Source organism: Micromonospora sp. NPDC048839 (assembly GCF_040649915.1).
Taxonomy (GTDB): Bacteria; Actinomycetota; Actinomycetes; order Mycobacteriales; family Micromonosporaceae; genus Micromonospora.
In genome coordinates, this window is the sequence record NZ_JBEZGL010000002.1 from 222,938 (window position 1) to 247,638 (window position 24,701).

A 24,701-nucleotide genomic window follows, 5' to 3' on the forward strand; every position below is an offset into this window, starting at 1 on the left:
GTGGCGCCGCCGTGGACGTGCTCCTAGCGCTTGAACAGGCGCGGCGCCAGGTCGATGAGGTTCTTCTGCCACACGTCCCAGCCATGCGGCCCGGGGGTCACCCCGTCGAACTCGTAGCGGATACCGAGGTTGTCGAGCGTGGTCAGCGACGCCATGAAGCTCGGGTACACGAAGTCGGTCCGGTCGCCGACGTACAGGCGCAGCATCTTCGTCCCGCTGTTGATCGCCTCGACGTCGACGCCGGTGCCGCTGCCGAACCCGGCCGAGAGCGCCGCGACGTAGGCGAACTCGCCCGGGTACGCCCGCAGCACCCCCAGTGCCTGCCCACCGCCCATCGACAGGCCGGCGATTGCCTGCTGGGACGACTCGCTGGAGATGTGGTAGCGGGCGCGGGCCGTCGGCACGATGTTCTCCAACAACTCCCGGTTGAAGTTGGACGAGTTGCCGTTGCCCATCACGACGACCATGGGCGTGAGGTCACCGTCGAGGAACTGGTGGTCGAGGATCTGCTTGGCGCGCCCCATCTCGACCCAGTCGGTGTGGTTCTGGCCACCGCCGTGCTGGAGGTAGAGAACGGGGTACGGCTGGGCCCGGCCCGGGTCGTACCCGGGCGGCGTCCACACCAGAGCGGTGCGGTCCTGGCCGGCGACCGTGCTGGGATAGGTCATGCTCTCGACCGTCCCACCCCGCCCGGCGGGGACGTCCGTCAGCAGACGGGCGCCCGGTCCGGGGATGAGGAAGGTGCTCCACGTCGGTTCCGTGGTCACCCTGGTCGGGTTCGAGGTGTCCTTGACCGCGACCCGGTCCACGATCAGCCGGTAGTAGTAGAACCAGGGCTTCAGCGGACCCACTGTCGCTCGCCACCGGTCACCGTCGCGGGTCAGCGGCACGCGCAACCAACTGCCGCCCGGCGCGATGTTCGCCCATACCGTGACGTGCTGGGCGTCCTTGATATCCGGGCCGGTCTCGAACGTGACGAACCCGTCCTCGGTGACGAACGGCGTCGGGGTGGTGCCGGCCGGTGGCGGCGCGAACTCCCCCCGCAGCGACCGGTGACCGGGGCTCGGACCGTGGTCCGACACGTGCTGGAACAGTCGCGGCGCGAAGTCGACGAGGTTCTCCTGCCAGGTGGTCCAGTTCGCGCCGCCGTCCGGGTTGACCCCGTCGACCTCGAACCTGACACCGGCCCGGTCCAACGCCTTCATGAGTCGATAGGTGGGGTTGTACGCGGGATCCGTCACGTTCCCCGTGTACAGGCGCAACACCTTCAGGGTGCGGTTGACCGTCCTGGCGTCCTTCCGGTCGACCTGCGGGACCGACTGGCCCGAGAACCAGCCCACGTAGCCGAACTGACCCGGCTTGGCCAACGCGGCCTCGACCGCCGCCGCCGCGCCGTCGGACACACCCGCGATCGCCTGGTGCGCGGGATCACGAAGGACCCGGTAGCTGTCGGCGACCGCCTTCCGGAGGTCCTTCAGCTCCCTGCCGTCCGCGCTGTTGGCGTCGTTGATCACGACCACCATCGGCCTGATGGCGCCCGCGGCCGAGAGGTTGTCGAGGATCTGCTTGGATCGGCCGAGGTCGAGCCAGTCGGTGACCTTCGCGGCATCGCCCGACTGCAGGTAGAGCACCGGGTAACCCTTCGGGCCCTTGCCCGCGTACCCCGGCGGTGTCCACACCAGGGCCGACCGCTGCCCGCTCCTGGTGCGGTAGTTCAAAGTCTCGACCGTGCCGCCGGTGCCCGTGGGTGCGTCCGCCAACCACCGTGCCGAGTCACCCGGGACGAGAAAGGTGCTCAGGAGCGGGTTGGACGCCACAGTCGTGCTGTTCGTCGGATCCTTGAGGCTCAAGGTGTCGTCGGCGGTGACCTGGTAGTGGTAGAGCCCCGGCTCGAGCGGGCCGAGGATGCCCGACCACACGTCGCCGCGCCGGGTCAGCCCGAACTCCGCCCAGGCCGCGGAGGGGCCGAGGTTGCCCTCGACGACGACCTGCGACACCGAGCCCAGGTGCTCCTGGACGTACGCGGCCGGAACGGTGAACGCGGCGTAGCGATCCGGGGAGACATCCAGCCACGGTGTCTCCGCCGCCGCGGCCGGTTGCGGCGCGAACAGGACGGCCGCGGCCGCCATGACTCCGGCGGTGAACACCGCCGAGAGTCGACGCACGCCCGATCGGCGTACGCGCCAGTGGTTCGTTGCGGTTGTCACGCTCCACTCCTTTCCTGCGCCGGCAGCGGACGCGGCCCGCCGGGCCGGCTCAACTCGTCGGCGAATCTCGCCGTGGGTCTGCGCGTGCACACCCCCTTCGCGGTTCTGCCCCGGGCGTACCTGACGGGATCGCCCGGTGCGGCGGACCTGGGTCACGTTCGTGTCGCGCCTCGTGGTGGCGCGCATGAGCCGCGGACGACGAGCTCTGTCGGCAGCACGACCTGGCGTGGCCCCTCCCATTCGCCGGTCACCAGCGACTTCAACATGCGCGCGGCCTCGTAGCCGAGCTGGTACATCGACTGGTCCACGGTGGTCAGAGCCGGCAGGGTCAGCGCCGACTCCGGGATGTTGTCGAACCCGACGACGGACAGGTCCCCGGGGACCGCGAGCCCCAGCTCCGCGGCGACCTCCAGCACCTTCAGGGCCATCCCGTCGCTCGCCGCGAAGATCGCCGTCGGCGGGTCCGCCCGTTGCAGCAGCGCGCGTGCCAACGGCGTCGCCGACTCGGGGTTGAAGTCTCCTTCGCCGATCAGCGTCGGGTCGACCGGGATGCCGGCGTCGGTGAGCGCCGCCCGGTAGCCCTCCTCCCGCGACCACGCCGCCGCCAGGCTGGCGCGGCCCGCGATGAACCCGATGCGCCGGTGGCCCAGGCCCAGCAGGTGCTCGACCGCCGTGGTGGCGCCCGCGAGGTTGTCGGCTGTCACCGAATGCGCCGTCGAGCCGCGCACCGGGTCGATGGCCACGATCGGTGTCCGGCTCTGCACCTCACCCCAGGGTGTGACGACGATGCACCCGTCGGTGAGGGTGCCCGACAGTCGGGCGACGTGCCGCTTCTCCCAGCCCTCCGAATACGACCCGTAGAGGTCGCTGTTGGCGTAGATGATCAGGTCGAAGCCCGAGCGGCTCAGCGCCTTCATCGCTCCCTTGAGCACCTCGGCCGTGTACGACTGGAAGCTGTGCGTCACGAGGCCGAGAACGTTGGTGCGGCTGCGCCGGAGGCTCGTGGCCACCAGACTCGACTCGTAGCCGAGCTGGTCGATGGCCAAGCGGACCTGAGCAATGGTGCGGGCACTGACGCCGTAGTGTCCGTTGACCACGCGCGAGACGGTGGCGGTGGAAACACCGGCAACCCGCGCGACATCACTCATTGTGGCCGGTGCATTGACCTCAATCATGCCGCTCCCTCTGGACTGCAATCGTTATCGGTTACGTTTCCAGGGTGTTGCCAACGTAACCGACAGGGGTTACGAGCACAAGACCTCCGCGCCTCCCGCAACGCCTGGCAGACCGTCCTACCAGGACAGTTGGGCAGCCGGGACGAGCCGGCGGGACGGCCACAGAATTGTGAACGGACGCGACTCTCGGCGCGGACGGGAGGTGCGAGTTTCTGCGGTTGCGCAGACCGAAAGAACGGGGCGCAAAGGCCGCCGGCATTCCATTCCCCAGCGCAGTAGGGAATGCGGTCACCCGATAACGGGCCGGTGCGCCGCACCCGCGCGCCACGTTCGGCCACGCGTCGCCGGCCGGGCGGCGTTCGCCCGGATCGCCCACATTGGCCGCAGGCAACTGTTCCCTACCGTAAACGTAATCGGTAACGTTTACATAGATCGAGAACGTAGTCCACCGCCCTCGCGGTGTCCAGACCTCACACGGACCCCACCACCCCTCGGTCCCGCGCCCCGGCAGCGCTCTCGGCGTCGGGACCTCGCTCGAAGGGAGCCCGTCCTGAACCCCCACCTCGACAAGGCGCCGGCACACCTGGCCGACGCCGCATGCCCACTCCCCCACCGCTACCGGATGCCCGCCCGGCTGGCCGGGATCGGGCCGACGGTCACCGGGGAGGCGTCGTGAACACCGCGCGCCTGAGCCTGGACCCGCGTCGGCGCGTGGCGCCGGTGCCACGTCGACTCTTCGGCTCGTTCGTGGAACACCTGGGTCGCTGTGTCTACACCGGCATCTACGAGCCGGGGCACCCGACGGCCGACGCCGACGGCTTCCGGCGCGACGTGCTGGCGCTCGTACGGGAGCTCGGCGTGACCACGATCCGCTACCCGGGTGGCAACTTCGTCTCCTCCTACCGGTGGGAGGACGGCGTGGGACCGGTCGACAAGCGACCGGCCCGACTCGACCTCGCCTGGCACAGCCTGGAGACCAACGCCTTCGGGCTCGACGAGTTCATGCGCTGGCTCGGCCAGGCCGACCTCGAACCGATCATGGCGGTCAACCTCGGCACCCGCGGCACCGCCGAGGCGGTCGACCTGCTCGAGTACGCCAATCACCGCGGCGGCAGCCACCTCGCCGACCAGCGGCGCGCCAACGGCACGGCCGACCCGTACGGCATCCGCCTGTGGTGCCTGGGCAACGAGATGGACGGCCCGTGGCAGGTGGGCCAGCGCAGCGCGACCGAGTACGGCCGCCTCGCGGCACAGACCGCGAAGGCCATGCGGCGCTTCGACCCCGAACTCGAACTCGTGGCCTGCGGCTCGTCGCACCTCGGCATGCCCACGTTCGGCAGCTGGGAACGCGACGTGCTCACCGAGGCGTACGACGACGTCGACCTGATCTCGCTGCACGCCTACTACCAGCCGGTCGACGACGATCTGCCCAGCTTCCTCGCCTCCGGCGAGGACATGGACAGATACATCGACGCCGTCACCGCCATCGCCGACTCGGTCGGGGCGATCCGCCGGTCGACCAAGAAGATCATGATCGCGTTCGACGAGTGGAACGTCTGGTACCAGTCCGCCACCCCGTCGACCCCGCCGAGCGGTGACGACTGGCCGGTCGCGCCGCGACTGTTGGAGGATCACTACAGCGTGGCAGACGCCGTCGTCGTCGGTGGCCTGCTGATCAGCCTGCTCCGCCACAGCGACCGGGTGACGGCGGCGTGCCAGGCCCAACTGGTGAACGTCATCGCACCGATCATGACCGAGCCCGGCGGCTCGGCCTGGCGTCAGACCATCTTCCACCCCTTCGCCCGCACCGCCCGGCATGCCCGGGGAGCGGTGCTCGACGTGCTCCGCGACGGCAGCACGACGACCACCGACCGCTACGGTGAGGTGGCCGCGGTCGACGCGGTCTCCACCTGGGACGACGACAGCGGCGAGGTCAGCGTGTTCCTCGTCAACCGCGTCACCGACACCCCGGCCGAGGTGACCGTCGACGTCAGCGGCACCCACCTGACCGGGATCATCGAGTGCGTCACCGTCGGCGGCACCGACCTGGCCGCCAGGAACACCGCCGACGGTCCGGACCACGGCGAACCGCGACCCAACGACACGGCGCGGCAGGCCGATGCCGCCGTCCGGCTGACGCTTCCGCCCGCGTCCTGGACCATGCTGCGAATGCGGGCCACGGAGGCGACCCCGTGACCGGTTGAGCGGAAACGCCCCGGCCGCCGCTCCTGTCACCAGGGGCGGCGGCCGGGGTTTTTCCCACCGCACCGGGGAGGACGTCGAGCCCGGTGTTACCGGGCGTCGACCGGTGCGCTCCGCGAAGCGTTGAAAAGCCTGTCACCCCGGTAGTGGGCGACCACCGGAGTGGTGAGTCCGCCGTGGACGGTCGTCCTCAACCGGGCGACACCGTGGTGCACCGGGGCCGACCCGAGGCGGGTGTCTCCCGCGTAGAAGTCGACACGGCCGGCGGGGGCCGCGGTGCTGGTGCTGACGGCACCGACCGTCGCGGTGGCGGTGACCCTGGTCCGGTGCGAGGCGCCCGCGGGCACCGATGCGACGTCGAGCCCGGTCGTGGTGGCGCGGAACGTCAGGGTACGCAGGTAGTGGTCCAGCAGCGGACGCCAGACGTGCCAGGTGTGCACACCTGGCACGTTGTACTCGTCGAGGTCGACGCCGGCGGCCCGCAGGGCGGCCGCGTTGCGCTGCGAGTTCTCGGCGATGTTGCCCAGACGGTCCTGGAGCCCGGTGCCGATCATGATGCCGCCGGCGACCGCCTTCATGCGGTCGACCTGTGCCGGGGTGGCGGCTGGTCCGCCGGCACTCCAGGCCGCGTGGTAGCCGAACAGGTCGGTGTGGTCGTACATCAGGGTGTACGCCCGGCTGCCGCCCGCGGAGAAGCCGGCGAAGGCGCGGTCCTGCGCACGGGCGGACACGCGGTAGTTCTGCTCCACGAACGGGAAGATGTTGTTCCGCAGCTCGTCGACGTAGCCCGCGTTGCCGCCGGGCAGGCCGTTGAAGTCGGTGGACACGATCACCATCGGCTGCGCGGCACGGTCGGCGATGGCGTTCTCCAGGATCAGGTGGGCCACACCCTGCATCGTCCAGGCGGTCGAGTGGTCACCACTGCCGTGACTCAGGTAGAGGGTCGGGTACGGCGTGGCCCGGTGGGGGTCGTAACCGTGTGGCAGGTAGACGACGATGTCGTGCACCCCGGGCGGGTTCGTCGACAGCGGCGAGGTGTACCGCCGGGACTCCAGCCGGCCGGTCCTGGCCACCGGCGCCTGGTAGCCGGTGTCGTACGTCGGGAACTTCCTGCTGGCCGGGACGTAGATCGTGCTGCGAACCGCGCCGGGCGCGCCCGGGTACTGCGGCTGGATCTGCCACCGGTTCGCCGGGTCGTCGTGCAGCGTGCAGCCGGTGGCCAGTTCGTTCGCGCAGTCGTGGGTGAACGCGTAGCGGAACGTGCCCGCGGGCAGCGGCGTGGTGACCGCCCACACCCCGTCCGGGCCCTTGCGCATGGGCAGGATGTGCCACGGGGTGGCCGCCACGTCGCCGGGCTGCCACTCGGCGGGCGGCCGGGCGTCACCGCAGTCCTGGCAGGAGATGGCCTCGGGCCGGGAGTAGAACCAGTCGCCGTAGATGTGGACCTGCTGGACGTCCTCGGGGGCCCGGTACCGGAAGGTGACCTCGTACCCGGTCGGTGGTGTGTCGGTGCGGGTGACGGTCGGGCCCAGCCGCGCGGGTGGCGCGGCCGACGCCGCCGGGGCGACGACAGTCGTGGCCGCGACGGCGACGGCGGCGAGCAGTGCGAGCAGCCGGCGCCTCGGCGGCGGCGACAGGGGACGGGGGACTGCGACGGGCATGTTCCTACTCCCTCTACGGCGTGTGGCAGGCCGCGGCGAGCGACCGGCCGACGGTTCGACGGGTGCGGTGACCAGTTACCGGCGCGGCTGTTCCACCGCTGGCTCCAACCTCCCGTCGACTCGGCGGGGAATGGTGGTGCAGCCGTCCTGTAGCTCCTCGGGAAGGATCCAGACCGGGGCGTCCTGCCAGGCCAGCGGGCGCAGGAAGCGCCTGATCGAGGTGGCGCCGACGGAGGTGTGCACGGCATTGGTCGAGGGCCAGGGTCCGCCGTGGTGCTGGGCCCACGAGACCCGGACGCCGGTGGGATAGCCGTCGAAGACGATGCGACCCGACCGGTCGGCGAACAGCTCGACGAGCCGGCGTACGACACCGGCGTCGTCGTCCGGCGCGCTGTGGATGGCACCGGTCAGCGACGGTGGGACGGTCGCCAGCGCCGCATCCAACTCGGCGACGTCGTCGTAGCGCACCACGACCAGGAGCGGACCGAAGCACTCGTCGGTGATCTCGGCGGTGAGGCCCGGCAGACCGACCTCCAGGAGGGTCGGCGCGACGCGGAAACCCGCCTCGGCGTCGATCTGCGCTCGCGCCGAGACCCGGGCACCGGCCTGCTCGAAGGCCGCCGCCTGCTGCTCGTACGCGGTCCGGATGCGGTCGTTCAGCATGATCGCACCGCCGGTGGCGGCGACCTTCTCCCGCAGCGAGTCGACCAGGCGCGCACCGCTCGGATCGGACGGGACGAACGCCAGACCGGGCTTCGTGCACAGTTGGCCGCCCGAGTTGGTGAAGGAGGCGAACAGTCCCTCGGCGATCTGCTCGCCCCGGTCGGCGGCCGCGCCGGGCAGGACGACGATCGGGTTCACGCTGCTCAGCTCGGCGTAGAGGGGAATGGGATCGGGTCGCTCGTCGATGGCCGCCTGGATGCCGCGGGCGGCGCCGACGGAGCCCGTCAACGCGGCGGCGCGGATCGCGGGGTGGCGTACCAGCGAGCGGCCGGCCTGCTCGCCGTACACGGTCGCGATCACACCGTCGGGCCCGCCCAGGTCGCGGACGGCCGCCGCGATGGCCTCGGCCGAGGCGTGCGAGGTCAACGGGTGCGACGGGTGGGCCTTCAGGACCGTGGGACAGCCGGCGGCGAGCGCCGCCGCGGTGTCACCTCCCGCGACCGAGAAGGCGAACGGGAAGTTGCTGGCGCCGAAGACCGCGACCGGCCCGAGGGGTACGAGCATCCGCCGCAGGTCCGGGCCGCGTCCGAGCGGTGTGTCGGCGGCGTGGTCGATGGCGGCCTCGACGTAGCCCCCGTCGCGCAGCACGTCGCCGAACATCCGGAACTGGACCGCCGCCCGGGTGAGTTCCCCGTCGAGTCGCGCGTTGCTGAGACCGGTCTCCGCCTCCGCCGCGGCCACCAGGTCGCCGCGGTGGGACTCCAGGGACGCGGCGATGGCGTCCAGCAGGTCCGCTCGGCCGAGTCTGCCCAGGCCGGACAGCCACTGCGCCGCGTTGACCGCCTGGCTGGTGATCGCCTCCAGCCGCGGCTCGTCGGTCTCGCGGAGATCCGTCGTACGAGTTCGACCGTCGCGCGGGTCGACCGTGCTGACCATGTTCACAGCAGTCCTCTCCTCACCAGATTGCCCATCAGATCCCGGACGCCGAACTGCCAGGGCTCACACTCCTGGGCGTGTCGCACCCGGTTGACCAGGGTGCCCAGGGCCGGGCAGCCGATCCGTACCACATCGTCGATCTTGTGGGTGAAGCCCTCGCCGGGGCGGTCCCGGTCCTGGGTGGGCGCGAACATCGTGCCGAGCATCAGGGCGGCACCGTCGGGATAGCGGTGGTGCGGCCCGATCAACTGCCGCACCAGTTCCGCCGGGTCGCGCGACATCCGCGTCATCTCCGAGACCGCCTCCAGGTGGAAGCCGTCCACGCCGCGAATGTCCAGGCTCACCTCGAGCTCGCGCACCCGTTCCAGGTCGAACCGTTCGTCGAACAGCCGGATCAGGGGGCCGAGGGCGCACGAGGCGTTGTTGTCCTTCGCCAGGGGAAGCAGAAGCGCCGAGCGGCCCTCGACGTCCCGCAGGTTCACGTCGTTGCCGAGGGTGGCGCCGACGATCCGGCCGCTGGACTGGATGATCAGCGTGACCTCGGGTTCCGGGTTGTTCCAGGTCGACGCGGCGAGCACCCCCACCGGGACGGCGGTGCCGACGGCGGAGAGGACCTGCCCCTTGGTGAAGATCTCGGCGTCCGGCCCGATCCCCACCTCCAGGTACTGGCTCCAGATGCCCTCGGCGACGAGCAGGCTCTTGAGTCGGTCGGCCTCGGCCGAGCCCGGGGTCAGGCTGTCCAGGTCGGCACCGATGTCGGCGAGCATCCGTTGCCGGATGTCCGCCGCGAGCGCCAGGTCTCCACGGGCCCGTTCCTCGATGACGCGTTCGATGAGCGAGACGGCGAAGGTCACGCCGGCGGCCTTGAGCGCCTGAAGGTCGACCGGGGCGAGCAACCAGGGCCGGCTGTGGTCGCGGGTCACGGCCGCCGTGTTGGCGAGTATCTCGCCGAACTCACCCAGCCGCGGCCCGTCGAGCCCGGCCACCGTCGCGGCGGGGTCGGGCAGCTCGCAGATGTCCCGGACGGTGGGGAACCGCTGACTGAGGTCGATGACCTCACCGTCCCGGACGGTCACGGGTGACGGGCCGTCTCCGGCCGGATCCCAGATCCGGCCGATGAGGACACTGTCGTCGACGTCGTCGGGCAGCGCCTCGGCGGCGGTCCCGAACCAGTCCGCGCCGTCGGGCTGTCGCCGGGGCTGAGGCACCGTCATGAGCCGCTCTCCAGGTTGAAGAAGGATCGCTCGTCTCGCGGACGGATGTCGTACACGGCGTCCTGGAACATGCGCAGCGGGTGCGGTGTGAACGGGTGCCGCTCGATCGCGGCGAGATCCAACTCGATGCCCAGTCCGACGATGCCGGTCGGGATGAGCACGTCACCGTCGGCGGTCAACACCAGCCGTTCGTTGGTGATCTCGGGTCGCCACGGCACGTCCGTCGCCATGATCTCCAGGTAGCGGAAGCTGGGCAGTGTCGCACCGAGTTGCAGCGTGGCGGCCGTGCTGAGGGGTCCGCTCGGGTTGTGCGGCGCGAATCCCACGTAACTCGTCGCCGCGAGCGTCGCGATGAAGGCCAGCTCGGCGATCCCGCCGGCGTGGGTCACATCGGGTTGGACGAAGTCGACGGCCTGGCGGGCGAGGGCGGGCGCGAAGCCCTGCCGGCCGTACCACCGCTCCCCCGCCGCGATGGGCACCGGCGACGCGCGTCGGATGTCCACAAGCGCATCGAGGTTGTCCGGTGGGCACGGCTCCTCGAACCACACCGGGTCGAACTGGGCGATCTCCTTCGCGACCTTGATCGCGTGGCGGACGTCGAAGCGACCGTGGCCCTCGACGAACAGCTCGACGTCCCGGCCCACCGCGCCCCGGACGGCGTCGATCTGGGCGAGCACCCGATCCAACTGCGCGGTGGTGATGGTCAGGTCGTAGTTCTCGAACGGGTCCCACTTGAGGCCGCGGAAGCCGGACTCCACAGTCCGGCGCGCGGCCGCCGCGTAGTCCTCCGGCGTGACGGCACCGGAGAACCAGCCGTTGGCGTACGCGCGCACCCGGTCCCGGGTCGCACCACCGAGGAGCCGCGAGACGGGGACGCCGAGGTCGCGCGCCGAGATGTCCCACAGGGCCATCTCCAGCGAGCTCAACGCGGTCATGATGACCGGCCCGCCACGCCAGTACCAGTCCCGGGCCAGCTCGTAGAGGATCTTCGAGATGCGTGTGGGGTCCAGGCCCACGACCGCCTCGGACAGCTCGGCGATGGCGCCCTGGACGGCCCGTTCCTTGCCCTCCAGGGTGGCCTCACCGAGCCCGATGATCCCCGCGTCGGTGTGCACGCGCACGATGACGAGGTTCGTACGGTAGAAGTCGACGACGAGTGTGTCGATGGAGACGATCTTCATTCTTCGGCTCAACCCTTCACCGCGCCAGCGGTCATGCCGGACACCACGTACTTCTGCACCAGCAGGTAGAAGGCGACGGCGGGCAGCGTGAACAGGAAGGCGACGGCCATCACCGTCTGGATCGGCGTACCCAGCTCACCGATGAAGTTCGCGATGCCCACGGAGGCCGGTTGCAGGTCCGGATTGAAGATGAACGTCACCGCGAACACGTACTCGTTCCAGGCGTGGAAGAAGGCGATGACCGCGGTCGCCGCGATCGACGGCGCGATCAGCGGCACGTTGATCCGGGTCAGGGTGGTGAAGGGCCGCGCGCCGTCGGCGCGCGCCGCCTCCTCCAGCTCCTTCGGGATGCCGTCGATCGCGCCCTTGAGAATCAGCGCCACGATCGGCAGGACGAACGCGGAGTTCACCAGGATGAGACCGGTCAGCGAGTCGAGCAACTCGAATCGGCGGAACAGCGCGAACAACGGCACGACCATGAGCGCCTCGGGAAGCATCTGCGTGAACAGCAGCACGACGGTCAGCACGGCCTTGCCCCCGAACGAGAACCGGGACAACGCGTAACCGAGCGGGATGCCCAGGCCGACCGAGAGGACCATCGTGCCCACGGCGATGATCAGGCTGTTCAGCAACCACCCGGCCGCCTTGCCCTCGGCCAGCGCGTCGACGAACACCCCGAACTGGCCGAGGTCCGGCGTGAGCCGGGGCTGCTCGGCGAAGAGGTCGCTGTTGCTCGACAGCGCCGTGACGAACATCCAGTACAGCGGGAACACCGCGACACCGAGTACGACGAGCACGGCGACGATCCGTGCGGTGACACCGAAACGGAAGCGCCTCATCGGGCGTGCTCCTTCTCCACGGCACGGGCGACCAGTCGGCTGCCGATGACGACGATGAGTGAGATGACGACGCCGACCATCCCGATGGCCGCCGCCGATCCGAGTTCCTTCGAGTCGAACGCCTGCGAGTAGAGGTCGATGACGAGCGTCTCGGTGGCGCCGACCGGCCCGCCCTTGGTCATCAGCCAGATCAGCTCGAACCGCCGCAGCGACCAGATCGTCATCAGCAGCGCCAGGAGCCCCACGGTGGGCTTGATGACCTGCCAGGTGACGGCCCGGAAGGTGGCCCATCGTCCCGCGCCGTCCACGGTCGCGGCCTCGTTGAGGTCCTGCGGTACGGACTGCAGCGCGGAGAGCAGCACCACCGAGGTGAACGGGAACAGCTGCCAGATGGTCGTGGCGAGCACCGCCGGGAGCGCGTAGCGCGAGCTGTCCAGGATCGCGCCGCCCGGCACACCGAGTCCCACCGCGTCGAGGAACCGGTTCACGATCCCGTACTGGGCGTTGAGCATCCAGGTGGCGATGAGCGCGACCGCGATGCCGGGAGCGGCCCACGGGACGGTGATCAGCGCCCGCGCCACACCACGGCCCCGGAACTTCCCGTTGAGCAGGAGCGCGACGCCGAGCCCGGCGCCGATCGCGACGACGACGCAGGTGATCACGTAGACGACGGTGATCAGCAGGGTGTGGCGGAATTCCGGATCGCCGAAGATCCGGTTGAAGTTGTCGAACCCGACCCACTCGCTCCTGGTCGGGTTGAGCAGTCGCGTCCGGGTGAAGCTGAGGTACACCTCCTGGACGAGAGGCACCGCCTGGAAGACGAGGATGAACAGTGCGGCGGGTGCCAGGAACAGGTACGGCGTCCACTTGCTCCCCAGTGGGCTGGGCCGACGCCGCGCTCGGGGTGTTGTCTTCGGTGCTCCGGTCTGCTCGACCACAGTCATCGGGTTCGATCCTTCTGAGGAAGGACGCTGCCGGCGCACGGTCCGTCGCGCCGGCAGCGTCGCCGTGTCGAGCGGTCAGCGGACCAGGTCGGTCGCCTGCTGCTGGGCGCGGTCCAGTGCCGACTTCAGGTCGGTCTTACCCTGGAGGGCCGCGACCACGTTCTGCACGACCACCTTGCGGATGTCCGGCGTCTTGGCTTCGAACCCGAGGACGATCTGCGGCAGGCTGGTCTCGGTGAGTCCGTCGAAGACGGGCAGGAACGGGGTCGCCTTGAGCGTCTCCGCGCTGCGCTGCGTGGTGGTGGCGACGCTGCTCGCGCCGAGGATCTCCTGCAGCTTGACCTGGTTCTGCGGCTCCAGCGCCCACTTGATGAAGGTGCCGGCCTCGTCCTTGCCCTCGCTCGCCTCGTTGATCACGATCGGGGCGAGGATCGCGCCCTGCTTGCGGACCGGGAACGGGATGGGCGCGACGTTGAAGTTCAGCTTGGCGTTCTGGCCGCGGGTGGCGGTCACGTAGCCGCCGTTGTTCAGCTCCATTCCGACCTTGCCCTCGGCGAACATCCGCCGGAACGTCGCCGCGTCCGCGCCGCGCGGGATCACGTTCGCGTCGTACAGGTCCTTGAACGCCTGGAGGCCCTTGAGGTTCTCCGGCGAGTTGATCGTCAGGTTCTTGCCGTCGGACCACGCGCCGCCGAAGCCGTAGACGTAGTTGAAGATGTCCTGCCACACGCCGGCCTCCTCGGCCTCCGTCTGGCGGAACGCCAGGCCGAAGACGTCGCCCTTGGTCAGCGACTTCGCCGTGGAGGTGAACTGCTCGTAGGTGGTCGGCGGTGTCGGGATCAGGTCCGCGTTGTAGAACATCGCGTAGTTCGACGCCTCGAAGATGACGCCGTGCCGGACACCGTCGTGGACCATGAACTGGTCCGGCTGCTTGAGCAGGTCGTACTTGCCGGCGTCGATCACCTTGTCCAGCGGTGCGACCAGGCCGGCGTCCGAGGCGGCCTCGAACTCGGGCATGTCGAAGCGGACCAGGTCGGGACCCTTGCCACTGCCCATCTGCGTGAGCACCGTCTGACCGAAGGTCGGGTACGGGACCGCGGCGGCGGTGACCTGGACCCCGGTCTGGCTCTGGTTGAACTCGTCGAGCCACTTGGTCAGCAGAGGCCCGCGGCCCGGGTCGCCGAAGGTCGAGGCGGCGAATGTCAGTTTGGTGACGCCGTCGCCCGAATCGCCGTCGGAGCCACAGCCGGTCAGAAGAGCGGCGACCACGCCGAGGGCACATGTCGCCCTGGCGATGCCGAAGCGAGCGCGCTGGTTACCCATCGTTACTCCAGTGTTACGAGTCAGAGTCTTCGGGATGAAATTGCAACGATCGTAGCGCCATGCGCAACGGTGTCAAGTGGCGGTTGCGCATGGCGTCGTCTACATTGCACATATTGCAACGCTAGCGGCGGGCTCCCCCGTCGCTTCGAGGGGGAAGGCAGAGCCTTGGCGCAATCGATTCGCCGTGCGATCGACCTCATCCGTCGATCGGCGGAGCACCCGCTGTCGCTCACCGAGGCGGCGGACGTGCTCGGCGTGCACAAGTCCACGGCTCTGCGGATCCTGCAGACACTGGAATCCGCGCGCTTCGTCCGCCGGACCGGCGCGGGAACCTACGTGCTCGGTAGCGGACTGATCGAGCTGTCCGAGCTCGCGCTCGGCTCGATGGACCTGCGTCAGTTCGCGGCCGCACACCTACGCGCACTCCAGCGCGAGACCAGCCACACCGTGCACCTGGCACAACTGACCGGCGACGAGATCATCTACATCGACAAGGTCGACAGTCCGGCGTTCGATGCCGTCAAGCTGCCATCACGGGTGGGGCGGGCCGTGTCGATCTACGCGAGCGCCGTCGGCAAGACGATCCTGGCGTACCTGCCATCGGAGGAACGCGACCGCCTGCTCTCCCACGTCGTCTTCGACAGATTCACCGGCACCACCTTCGCCGACCACGAGTCCCTCGAGGCCGAACTCGTGCGGATCCGCGAAAACGGCTGGGCCACCGACAACGGCGAGCACGACGCCTACGTCATGTGCGTCGCCGCGCCGATCCGGGACTCCCGGGGCCAGGTCATCGCCGCCGTCTCGATCACGGCGATCGAGGTCATCGCCAACCTCGACCAACTGAGGAGCAACCTGCCGCGCCTGCTGGAGACCGCGAACCAGATCTCGCGGGAACTCGGCCACACACCGCCGCCCGTCCCGAGCCCGGCCACGCCGGAGGACGGCCGATCGATCGACGAGTGAGCCACGGACAACCGGGGGCGTCGCGCCGCGTCCGTCAGCGTCCGGTCGACCCGGGCGCGGTCCACCACCACGTTTCGAGCAGCTTCGACTCGCCCAACCCGTTAACCCTCTCGACCAGGGCGTCGTCGCCGCGGACGTATCCGGCGGACCGGGCGACCCCCTGCGAGGGCACATTGCCCCGCACGATGGCGAGCCGCAGTCGGGAGAGAGCGAGCTCTTCGTGGCAGAACTCAGTCATCCGCCGCAGCGACCGCGACGCCAGACCCTGACCACGGTGCGCCGGGCCGACGGCGTACCCCAGGACGCCGCTTGCCACGTGCAGGGCGACGAGACCGAGCGGCTCCCCGCCGTCGCGCGTCACGGCCAGGTCGACGATGCGCTGCGTGCGACGCCGCCGAATCCTGGCCAGGAAGGCATCCGCGTCGAACGGAGAGGGAATGTCGGTGTTCGCGGCCACGTCGGCCGCGTCGAAGAGCCCTCGAAGGTACGGCACATCGGAGTCGGCCCATTCCCGTAACACCACCTCCTCTCCGGTCAGCAGGAGAGGAGAACCTGTCGGATCGACGGCGGACGAAATTGTCGATGCGCAGGTCACACGACATCCTGACACGGACGCGACCGCATCCGGCAATGCGTGGGCTCCGTCGATGATCCCGCGCGGGCTTTCGCCGGTGGTGTCTCTTTCCAGCACTGCGTAGAGGTCGCCGACGATGCGGAGGCTCGCCGACAGTGGGATCTTGTACGGGTGATGGAGGCTGCGCGACGTGAACTCGAACGGGCACGACGCTCCTCGGCCGTGTGGCACGAGCTTCGCTACGAGCGCGGCACCGACGCCGATGGCCAGGACTGCGACACGAATGCGGGCCGGCGGGCGAGCGTGTTGTGGGCACTGCAGTACGGCCGCCGGGCCACGGACCTTCCGCTGGTGCGGTGGCTGGCCCGGCAGGAGGCGCAGTGTCGACGCGAGGCACCGTTTCAGGGGCTGACTGACGAGACCGAACTGGCTGGCTTTCTGCTCGCACAGCATCACCAGGTGGAGGACGTGTGGCTGCACTGGGAGCTCAAGCGGGCCAACTTCGACACCTGGTGCGGCTACGACGGTGAGCACCTGTTCGCCGCCGGCGTGCCGGCCACCGTTGCCTACGTGCGGGACAGCGGGCACGCCGAGCGGGACGACGTGCTGGCGTACCTGTTGGACCAGGAGGGCCAGCCGTACGTCCCCGAGGAAGGCATGGCCGAGTGGTGGCGCGGGGAGCGATCGCGCTTTCCGGATGACCCGAGCGCCGAGGACCCGCTCACCTGGATCGCACGCTCCAAACTGGTCGGTGATCAGGTGCTGGCACGCGAGTGGTTGGACCGGTGGGCGGTGGACCGACCTCGGGACAGGGCCACCCTGAGCCAGCTGCGATATGAGTTGGCCGATCTCGGTGCGTTCACTGAGGCCGCTTCGGCGCAGCGGGAGAGCCTGGTGTTCGTCGACAACGCGTGGGATGCGGCGTCGGCTTGGCAGTCCCTTGCCGGGCTGGAGCGCCAGGCCGGCAAGCACGGCGCCGCCTGGGAGGCGTTACGCGAGTGCCGCCGAGCCCTGCACGACGTGTCCGGCTGGACCGAGGTCGGCCTGGGGCGGATGTATGTGGAGGAGCTTTTCCTCCTGGCCCGTTCCGCCGGCGCCGAGCTTGCCGCCGTGGTGTTCGCCGAGGCCGACCGGCAGGCGCGCCACGTTACCTGGTTACCCCTGGCAGTGCTGAGCCTCGCCGCCGAGGCGGCGGACAGAGTCGGTGACCAGGATGCGGCGAGGCTCTACCGGCGACTGCGCGATGCCGAACAGCGGCGCATCGACGGCGAGCGGGGTTGAAGGCGGACACCCCGCGCCCTCGTGCGGGAGCCGGTGGCACCGCCGTGGAGGGTCACGCAGGGCCGCGTTCTCTCCGACCTGCTCGGCCGAGGTCTGGCGAGCGCTTGAGCAGGACGACACCGCCCACGATGAAGACGATGCTGAGGACCAGCCCGGTGACGTTGCCCTGGGCCAGGGTCGCGAAGATGCCCAGCAGGCCCACGAGGACCGCCACCCCGCCGATGAACCGCATGAGGTAGCCGCCCACGGACTTGACCCGTTCATTCGCCATGGTGATTCTGTGCCCGTCGGGCCGGTGCCACAAACACGGGTCGGCGTGGCCTGCACCAAATCATGCGGCCGGAGCGCTCAGGCGCCGCTGAGCCGATGGTGTTCGTCGGTCTCCATGTCGATGAAGGCCTGGATCATGCCGCGGTAGATCCGCTCGATCAGGTCCGGGTCCGCACCGGCGTCGTCCGCCAGCGTGCGGACCCGGGCCACCACCTGTGCCACCCGGTCCGGGGCACGGACCGCCTGCCTGTCGCTCTTGAGCGGGGCCGCTCGCCGGACCAGGGCCTCCCGGCGGGCGAGCAGCCCGACGAGCGCGGCGTCCAACTCGTCGATCTGGGCGCGGATGTCGGTGAGCGCCGACGCGGTGTCTGTCATGCCGGAGATCGTCGCACGATGGGGCCGGCTGCTCGGGCCTTCGATATCCGTGCCCGCTCGCCGCCGCGTGGCGGCGTCCGGCCTCGTATAGTTCGGCGGTGCAGAGCGAGACGGTTCGGCAGGCGTACGGGTCCATCGCAGGTCTCTACATCGACCTGTTCGGCACGACCCGAAAGATCAATCCCGAAGATCCGGCCTTCATCGGTCGACACCTGGCCGGTCAGCTCGGCCCGGTGCTCGACCTGGGCTGCGGCCCTGGCCATCTCACCGGTCACCTCCGTTCGCTGGGCGTCGACGTCAGGGGGATCGACCTGGTCCCCGAGTTCATCACCCATGCGCAGGCCGCCCACCCGGACGTCGAGTTCCACCTCGGGTCGTTCGAACGCCTCGACGTCGCCACCGGTTCCGTCGACGGCATCCTGGCCTGGTACTCGCTGATCCACCTTCCGCCGGAGGAGTTCGACGGCGTACTCGCTGAGTTCCGCCGGGCGATGGCCCCGGGCGGGAAGCTGGTGCTGGGGTTCTTCGGCGCCGACGAGATCGGTCCCTTCGAGCACAAGGTGGTGACCGCCTACCGCTGGCCACCCGACGAGGTCGCCGGGCGACTCCGCCGGACCGGCTTCCGGGAGGTCGAACGCGTACAGCGGCCCAGCGAAGGCGGTCAGCGGCTACACGCCGCCATCGCGGCGGTCGCGGAGTAGCGGCAGGGCGGGGCCGTCCGCACCGTGGGTGTCGATCGCGTCAGTCAGGGAATGCCGCACGCGGTTCGAGATGCTGGCCCCGCGCGTACTCCGCGGCGAAGCCGGTCGCGCCGAGCGCCTCGACCGCGGCCGCCCGCACGGCGGCCAGATCGGCCGCGTCATCGGGATCGGGCACCTGGCCCAGCGCCGCGAACGCGGCGTCCGTGACGGCGACCATCCGACCGGCCCGCGCGTGGTCACCCTGGGCCGACGCGAGCGCGGCGCCCGCCAGGCAGACGTACGGGACGAACTCCGCCCAGCCCTCGCGGAAGACCCGCTCCCGGCTCGCGGCGAACGACGCCCGCGCCGCGTCGAGGTTGCCGAGACCCAACTCGCAGAACCCGAGGTTGTGGGTCTCCGAGTTGACGAGCTTGGGCTGGCCCAGAGCTTCGTTCAGCGCGATGCTCTCCCGGTAGAGCTGCCGAGCCCGGGTCAGGTCGCCGGACATCCGGGCCACCGCGGCCAGCACGTGGCGGGGCCGCTCCTCCAGACTCCGGTCGCCGGAGCGAAGGGCGACCGCGAGCGCTTCCTGGGCGCGCGCCTCCCCGCCCGGGAGGTCACCGCCTCGGATGGCGACCCGGGCGAGGCTGTACCGGGCCTCCACCTCGCCCGACGGATCGCCGGCCGCCCGTGCCCGGTCGATCTCGGCCTCGCTCATGCGCACCACCGCGTCGGACTCGCCCCGGCGGAAGGCCGCGCGAACGTCGTCGCTGAAGCCCACTTCTGTTGTCCCTCTCGCTGCGAACCGTGTCGCAATCCATCACGGCGTGAAAATCGTCCAGTTTTCCACGAGGCGAAAGCCCATCGCCTCGTAGAGCGGTCGGCCCACCGCGCTCGACTGTAGGTAGGCCGCCTCGACGCCGGCCGCAATGCCATCGCGCAGTACGGCCTCCGTGATCGCCCGGCCCACTCCACGGCCTCGTGCGGCCGGCACCACGGCGATGTTGAAGACGCCGAGCACGTCGGAGGTCCGCATCCCGAGCCCGGTGCCGACGGGGCGGCCGGACTCCTCGGCCAGATAGCCGGTAACCTGGTCGGCATCGAGCACGCCGCCGTCCATGAGTGAACCGAAAGTGCCCTCGGGAGCTTCGAAGCTCCGCGTGAGGGTGTCGGTGTAGAGCCCAGCCTCCACCGCGCGGACCTGGCGGATCACCTCGTGCCCCATCGGCCCAGCCCGGAACACGACGTCGCGCGCGGTGCAGGCCAGCAACGGCAGAGCACCGCGGTTGAGCAGCCCGTGCCGGCCGGCGAGATCGCGGACCTCGTCGTCCGCCTCGCCCCGAACCATGATCGACCAGTGCTCGGCCTGCCTGCCGACCTCGGCCGCCAGCCGGTCGAGTGAGCCGAGATCCGGCTCCACCGTCGTGTCGTAGGCCACGTTCAGCGCCGCCACCCCCGCATGGGTCACCGCCGCCCGGGCGGTGCCCCGCTCGGCATACCAGCCCTTCGGGGTGACCGTGCAGAGGACCTTGATGGCGTCGGCATACGACGCCGCCATCCGATCGGCGCTGGTAATGATCACACCCTCCTCGTTACTCCGTAGCCCGCTGACCAGGCGAGGCCTGTCGGACCCGCCGTGTCGCGCTGCCAGGGTACGGCCAGGTGATCAGGCCAGCCCGGGCGCCGGGCCTGCCCCGGGGCCGGTTTCCCCAGGCGGGAAACCGGCCGCGGGCAGGTTGGTTGGGTACGGCCCCGCGCGACGGTCAGGCGGCGAGCTTGCCGGCGATCGTGACCACCCGCTGAGCCAGGTGGTCGAGGGCGTTGAGCTGCGCGTCACCCAGCGGCGCGTCGTTGCTGCCGCCGGTGACGTGCGAGACGCCGTACGGGTTGCCGTCGGCGAACTTCACCGGGTCGGTGTAGCCGGGGGCGGCGACCAGACCACCGAAGTGGTGGATCGTGTTGTAGAGCGCCAGGAGCGTCGACTCCTGCCCACCGTGGGCGGTCATGGTCGCGGTGAAGCCCGCGTACACCTTGTCGGCCAGCAGACCCTGCCCCCACTGCGGACCGAGGGTGTCGATGAACTGCTTGAGCTGGCTGGCGACGTTGCCGAACCGGGTGGGGGTGCCGAACAGCACCGCGTCGGCCCAGACGACGTCGTCGGCGGTCGCCTTCGCCTCGTTCTTCGTGGCGTCGAAGTGCTGGCTCCAGGCGGCGTTGGAGGCGATGGCCTCCTGCGGGGCAAGCTCCGGAACCTGGCGCAGCCGCACCTCGGCGCCGGCCTTCTCGCCGGCCTCGGCAAGCCGCCTGGCCATGGCGTGGATGGTGCCGGTGGAGGAGTAGTAGATGACGGCGAGCTTGGTCATCGGAGGAGTCCTTTCGTCGAGTTAGTTGCTGGCGATAAATTTGCGTCGGCAACAATCCGACTCTAGCAACAGCGGCGAGCGGCTGCCACCGGACCCGTGAGCGCGACTCGGATACCGACAAACGGTGCTGCGGGGGCGGAGAACCACCGAGGGACTACTGATGCCCCGGACCGGGACAGCGCACACCGGACCGCACGTTCCATCACCGGTACGATCGGCAGCGTGGACCTGGACGCCATCGCCGACCGGCTCGGGGTTCCCGTCGCGGACGTCGACCGCGTGCATCGCCTGGCGGATGGCAGGCCGTCGGCTCCGCTGCCGGCCAAGGCCGACGCGCCGGCGATCCTCGACCGGCTCGCGGTACGACCGGACGACGCCGCCGAGATCATGGCGGGCTGGCCCGACCCCGACTCACCTCTGTGGACCACCGAGCTGCGCTGGCTGCTCGACCGCTCGAACGCTCTGGTCCTCGCCGATCTCGGGGGCCACGGCTGGCTGCCGCCCGGTCCGGAGCTGCCCCGCGACCGAGGTCCCGCCTGGCGGCACCTCTACGTGTACGCGTACCTGGCCCTGGTCGACGTCGTCCGGGAATACCACCGCGACCACGGCATCACCGATGAGGTGTCCTGGGCGACCCTCGCGGACCTGGGCCGCAACCTCGCGATCGACAGGCGGATGCACCGCGAGGGTTGGCCGGTCATGCAGAGCTGGCTGACGCTGCACGCGCGCGGCGGCCTCTACGAGTTGGGCCGGTTGCAGTACCAGCGCGGCGGCACCGCCATCGACCTGCACATCCCCGAGGCGGGGCCGCTGACCCCGGAGGTCGTCGAGGTATCGCTCGACGAGGCCCGCGCGTTCTTCCCACGCCACTTTCCCGACGAGCACCACACCGCGTTCGCCTGCGGCTCCTGGCTGCTGGATCCGCAGTTGCGGGAGTACCTGCCCGAGGATTCCAACATCATCCGGTTCCAGCGGCGCTTCGAGTTGGACCCCTACGAGGAACCGGAAGGGGTGGACGCCGACGTCGAGGTGCGGCGATTCGCGTTCCGCACCCTGACCACACCACTCGACGAGTTGCCGCGCGGCACCGTGCTCCAGCGTGCGATCGTCGACCACCTGAAGGCCGGCCGGCACTGGCGCTGGCGCCGGGGCCGATTCCCGACCTAGCGCCGCCCCGCACAGGCTAGGGCAGTATCTCGACGTACCCGTCGCTGCCGTGTACGCGGATCCGCTGTCCGTCGCGGATCAGCCGGGTGGCGTCCACCACGCTGACGACGGCCGGCAGGCCGTACTCCCGGGCGATCACCGCGCCGTGTGTCATCGATCCGCCGACCTCCGTCACCAGGCCCGCGATGCCGACGAAGAGCGGCGTCCAGCTCGGATCCGTGTGCGCCGTGACGAGGATGTCACCCGGTTCGAGGTGAGCCTGTGCCAGGTCGAGGATGACGCGGGCGCGCCCTTCGATGGTCCCGGCGGAGACCGGTAGGCCGACCAGGGCACCGGCCGGCACGTCGTCGCGTCGGTACGCCCCGTTGATGGCGTCGCCCTCGGAGGTCAGCACCCGGGGCGGCGTGAGCCCCTGGTACGACCGGAACGCGTCCCTGCGTCGCTGGATCAGCGTGTCGTCCACCCGGTTCGAGCGCACGACCTCGTGCAACTCCTGGAACGTGAGGTAGAAGGCGTCCTCCCGCTCGCGGAGCACGTGGGCCCGCACGAGGCGCTCGACCTCTCCGAGCAGGGCCTGCTTGTAGACGAAGTAGCGGCTGATGATGCCGTACTTCGGGTACTCCCGGTAGCCGGTGAAGGTCCGGACCCGGTCGATCATCCGCTCGGTCTCGTCGGCCTTCTGCTCCCCGTCCGGCAGTGCCCGCAGGCGCGTCAACACCTCGTGCGCCTTGCGCTGCGCCTCCTGCTGTCCCTGCTCGAAGCGCCGCTGGGCGGCACCCGGCGTGAAGTTCGCGACGTTGTCGAGGAGGACGGGCAGGAGCGTGGCGGGTCGCTCGCGCCAGCGCGGTCTCGTGATGTCGATCTCGCCGACGCAGCGCATGCCGTACCGGTCGAGGTAGGCCTCGATGGCGTCGCGCGCTTCGGTCCCGCCCGCGATCTTCGGCAGCTCGTCCAGGAAGCCGTCGTCCTCGACGCCCCGCAGGAACGCCACCACCTCCGGATGCGGACGGATCACGTCCGCGACGTCGAGCAGCGCGAGCCCCATCTCCGACGTGACGTTGCCGGGGGCGGACAGCGTGAGGGTGTCGGCGGCGTTCGTCTCGCCGAGCCACTCCCCCAGTCGGTCGTTGAGCCACCAGGTGGCCTGCATCCCCGCCATGATCGCCTGCATGCTCAACGGATCACCGAGATCCCTCTTGTGCTCGGCAAAGGCCTCCAGCAGGAAGTCGAACAGCGCTGGTCCGGTCAACGGGGCGATGTCGCGGCGCAGGGCGGCGATGGACGCCTCGGTGCGCTCGATCAGTTGGGTGACGATGGCCGGATCGGTCTCGATCGGGGTGGGCGCGGCGCCGCCCGGCGGCGAAACGGGACCGCTGTCCGGCAGCGCCGGGACGAAGCCGGGGCGGTCGAGGACGGTCTGCAGCGCGTCCCTGGTCAGCGGATCGGTGCGGCCGGCCATCTCCAGGAAGTGGGCGCGGCTCGCCGGCGCGGCCAGCATCCGGGTCGCGTCGACGAAGAGTCTGCCGCCGGCCTCGTGCATCGGCGCCATGGCCGTCAACTGCCACATGGAGAGACCCAGCGGCCGCATGGCATCGGTCATCATCTGCTGGTGGCCGACGGAGAGATAGACGTGGTTGTCCGGGTCGTGGGCCGTGGGGATGGGGAAGAGCGTGGTGATCGGCCGGCTCTGCACGATCTGGAAGTCATCCTCGACCAGGCACCACTCGATGTCCTGCGGGCAGCCGAACCGCGCCTCGATCTGTCGCCCGAGTCGCACCAGCCGGACGACCTGCGCATCCGTCAGCGCCGGCTGCTCCCGCCGCGGCGGGTCGATCGCCACCTCGTGCGTTCCCCCACCGGGCAGGGCGTGCACGGCTACCTGTTTGGCGGCGACCGCCCGGCCGACGACCACACCGTCACGCACCGTGAAGACGTCCGGGTTCACCCGGCCGGAGACCAGGGCCTCGCCGAGGCCGAAGCTGGCGTCCACGGTGGCGACCTTCCGGTTGCCGGTGACGGGGTCCGCCGTGAACAGGACGCCCGCCGACCGCGGGAAGACCATCTGCTGTACGACCACGGCCATGCCGACCTTCCGGTGGTCGACACCGTTGCGAAGGCGGTAGGTCACGGCCCGCTCGGTGAACAGCGACGCCCAGCACCGGCTGACGTGTGCCAGGACCGCCGCCGGACCCAGGACGTTCAGGTAGGTGTCCTGCTGGCCCGCGAAGGAGGCCGTCGGTAGGTCCTCCGCTGTCGCGCTGGACCGCACGGCGTAGGCGGACTGCTCGCCGCGCACGAGGAGCGCGCGGGTGATCGCGGTCGCGAGATCGCCAGGGATGGCGGTCCCCTCGATGCGCTGGCGGACCTCGGCGCTGAGCGCACCGATCGCCTCCCGGTCATCCGGAACCAGGCGCGACAGCCGATCGAGCAGATCGCCGATCGCCGACCCATCCGTCACCACCCGCCGGAAGGCGGCCGTCGTGACACAGAAGCCGGCCGGCACGCGGAGGCCGTCGATCCGGGACAGCCCGCCCAGGTTCGCGCCCTTGCCGCCGACGAGTGCGACCTGGGTCTGGTCCACCTCTCGAAGATCCACGACGTACTGCTCGATCATCGCCCCACCTCTCCGGCAGCCGTGCTCCGGCGCACCGCCGATCCCATCCGCGGATAGCGGTGGCCG

Annotated in this window: 21 protein-coding genes; 5 read left to right on the top strand and 16 right to left on the bottom strand. The window is 70.2% G+C overall.

The features are described from left to right. Positions 1-23: 23 nt before the first annotated feature. Both AB0C25_RS04175 and AB0C25_RS04180 read right to left on the bottom strand, forming a co-directional pair. Entirely contained in the window at positions 24-2,207 is a 2,184-nt protein-coding gene (locus tag AB0C25_RS04175) for an alpha/beta hydrolase-fold protein (RefSeq protein ID WP_357369431.1), read from the bottom strand. A 152-nt stretch (positions 2,208-2,359) separates the two neighbouring features. After that, positions 2,360-3,382, bottom strand: a complete 1,023-nt coding sequence (locus tag AB0C25_RS04180) for a LacI family DNA-binding transcriptional regulator (RefSeq protein ID WP_357369433.1) — start codon at positions 3,380-3,382, stop codon at positions 2,360-2,362. Between the two features lie 672 nt (positions 3,383-4,054). Between AB0C25_RS04180 and AB0C25_RS04185 the strand changes: the two genes are divergently transcribed. Next, positions 4,055-5,578 (top strand): alpha-N-arabinofuranosidase, encoded by a 1,524-nt coding sequence (locus AB0C25_RS04185; RefSeq protein ID WP_357369435.1) that lies wholly within the window; start codon positions 4,055-4,057, stop codon positions 5,576-5,578. Between the two features lie 95 nt (positions 5,579-5,673). Here the strand turns inward: AB0C25_RS04185 and AB0C25_RS04190 are convergent, their stop codons facing one another. From AB0C25_RS04190 to AB0C25_RS04220, 7 genes are all read right to left on the bottom strand, one after another. Continuing rightward, positions 5,674-7,245 carry an alpha/beta hydrolase-fold protein gene (locus tag AB0C25_RS04190; RefSeq protein ID WP_357369437.1) on the bottom strand — a complete coding sequence of 524 codons (1,572 nt, stop codon included), beginning with the start codon at positions 7,243-7,245 and terminating at the stop codon, positions 5,674-5,676. A gap of 75 nt (positions 7,246-7,320) precedes the next feature. Continuing rightward, complete coding sequence (locus AB0C25_RS04195; protein ID WP_357370118.1) at positions 7,321-8,844, bottom strand: aldehyde dehydrogenase (NADP(+)); 1,524 nt, start codon at positions 8,842-8,844, stop codon at positions 7,321-7,323. Positions 8,845-8,846: 2 nt separating this feature from the next. Next, positions 8,847-10,058, bottom strand: coding sequence for a fumarylacetoacetate hydrolase family protein (locus AB0C25_RS04200; RefSeq protein ID WP_357369439.1), 1,212 nt, complete (start codon positions 10,056-10,058; stop codon positions 8,847-8,849). Then, a complete protein-coding gene (locus AB0C25_RS04205) occupies positions 10,055-11,239 on the bottom strand; it encodes a mandelate racemase/muconate lactonizing enzyme family protein (RefSeq protein ID WP_357369441.1) in 1,185 nt (394 codons plus the stop codon). Before AB0C25_RS04205 ends, AB0C25_RS04200 begins: the two co-directional genes overlap by 4 nt. Positions 11,240-11,247: 8 nt before the next feature. Beyond that, on the bottom strand, positions 11,248-12,078 hold the full coding sequence (locus tag AB0C25_RS04210) for a carbohydrate ABC transporter permease (protein ID WP_357369443.1): 831 nt from the start codon (positions 12,076-12,078) through the stop codon (positions 11,248-11,250). Further along, positions 12,075-13,022: a sugar ABC transporter permease gene (locus AB0C25_RS04215; protein ID WP_357255329.1), complete on the bottom strand. Its 948-nt coding sequence runs from the start codon at positions 13,020-13,022 to the stop codon at positions 12,075-12,077. Before AB0C25_RS04215 ends, AB0C25_RS04210 begins: the two co-directional genes overlap by 4 nt. Positions 13,023-13,097: 75 nt before the next feature. Next, complete coding sequence (locus tag AB0C25_RS04220) at positions 13,098-14,345, bottom strand: sugar ABC transporter substrate-binding protein (RefSeq protein WP_357369446.1); 1,248 nt, start codon at positions 14,343-14,345, stop codon at positions 13,098-13,100. Positions 14,346-14,510: 165 nt separating this feature from the next. Between AB0C25_RS04220 and AB0C25_RS04225 the strand changes: the two genes are divergently transcribed. Next, positions 14,511-15,311 carry an IclR family transcriptional regulator gene (locus tag AB0C25_RS04225; protein WP_357369447.1) on the top strand — a complete coding sequence of 267 codons (801 nt, stop codon included), beginning with the start codon at positions 14,511-14,513 and terminating at the stop codon, positions 15,309-15,311. Positions 15,312-15,345: 34 nt separating this feature from the next. Here the strand turns inward: AB0C25_RS04225 and AB0C25_RS04230 are convergent, their stop codons facing one another. Then, entirely contained in the window at positions 15,346-15,834 is a 489-nt protein-coding gene (locus tag AB0C25_RS04230) for a GNAT family N-acetyltransferase (protein WP_357369449.1), read from the bottom strand. 273 nt (positions 15,835-16,107) lie between these two features. Between AB0C25_RS04230 and AB0C25_RS04235 the strand changes: the two genes are divergently transcribed. Beyond that, the gene (locus AB0C25_RS04235; protein ID WP_357369451.1) at positions 16,108-17,166 is read left to right on the top strand and encodes a hypothetical protein; all 1,059 of its coding nucleotides are present in this window, start codon (positions 16,108-16,110) and stop codon (positions 17,164-17,166) included. Positions 17,167-17,218: 52 nt separating this feature from the next. Here AB0C25_RS04235 and AB0C25_RS04240 read toward each other — a convergent pair whose 3' ends face one another. Beyond that, positions 17,219-17,437 (bottom strand): hypothetical protein, encoded by a 219-nt coding sequence (locus tag AB0C25_RS04240; RefSeq protein ID WP_357369453.1) that lies wholly within the window; start codon positions 17,435-17,437, stop codon positions 17,219-17,221. Between the two features lie 77 nt (positions 17,438-17,514). Next, positions 17,515-17,811 (bottom strand): chorismate mutase, encoded by a 297-nt coding sequence (locus tag AB0C25_RS04245; RefSeq protein ID WP_357369455.1) that lies wholly within the window; start codon positions 17,809-17,811, stop codon positions 17,515-17,517. A 98-nt stretch (positions 17,812-17,909) separates the two neighbouring features. Between AB0C25_RS04245 and AB0C25_RS04250 the strand changes: the two genes are divergently transcribed. Further along, positions 17,910-18,512, top strand: a complete 603-nt coding sequence (locus tag AB0C25_RS04250; protein WP_357369457.1) for a class I SAM-dependent methyltransferase — start codon at positions 17,910-17,912, stop codon at positions 18,510-18,512. A 40-nt stretch (positions 18,513-18,552) separates the two neighbouring features. Here the strand turns inward: AB0C25_RS04250 and AB0C25_RS04255 are convergent, their stop codons facing one another. From AB0C25_RS04255 to wrbA, 3 genes are all read right to left on the bottom strand, one after another. Continuing rightward, a complete protein-coding gene (locus AB0C25_RS04255; protein ID WP_357369459.1) occupies positions 18,553-19,272 on the bottom strand; it encodes a tetratricopeptide repeat protein in 720 nt (239 codons plus the stop codon). Between the two features lie 39 nt (positions 19,273-19,311). Beyond that, positions 19,312-20,073 (bottom strand): GNAT family N-acetyltransferase, encoded by a 762-nt coding sequence (locus AB0C25_RS04260; RefSeq protein ID WP_357369461.1) that lies wholly within the window; start codon positions 20,071-20,073, stop codon positions 19,312-19,314. 181 nt (positions 20,074-20,254) lie between these two features. Next, positions 20,255-20,854, bottom strand: coding sequence for an NAD(P)H:quinone oxidoreductase (gene wrbA, locus AB0C25_RS04265; protein WP_357369463.1), 600 nt, complete (start codon positions 20,852-20,854; stop codon positions 20,255-20,257). Between the two features lie 222 nt (positions 20,855-21,076). On the opposite strand from wrbA, the gene AB0C25_RS04270 reads away from it, so the two are divergent. Continuing rightward, complete coding sequence (locus tag AB0C25_RS04270) at positions 21,077-22,021, top strand: acyltransferase domain-containing protein (protein WP_357369465.1); 945 nt, start codon at positions 21,077-21,079, stop codon at positions 22,019-22,021. 16 nt (positions 22,022-22,037) lie between these two features. On the opposite strand, the gene rph is transcribed toward AB0C25_RS04270, so the two are convergent. Continuing rightward, a complete protein-coding gene (gene rph, locus AB0C25_RS04275; protein WP_357369467.1) occupies positions 22,038-24,635 on the bottom strand; it encodes a rifamycin-inactivating phosphotransferase in 2,598 nt (865 codons plus the stop codon). Positions 24,636-24,701: the final 66 nt, after the last annotated feature.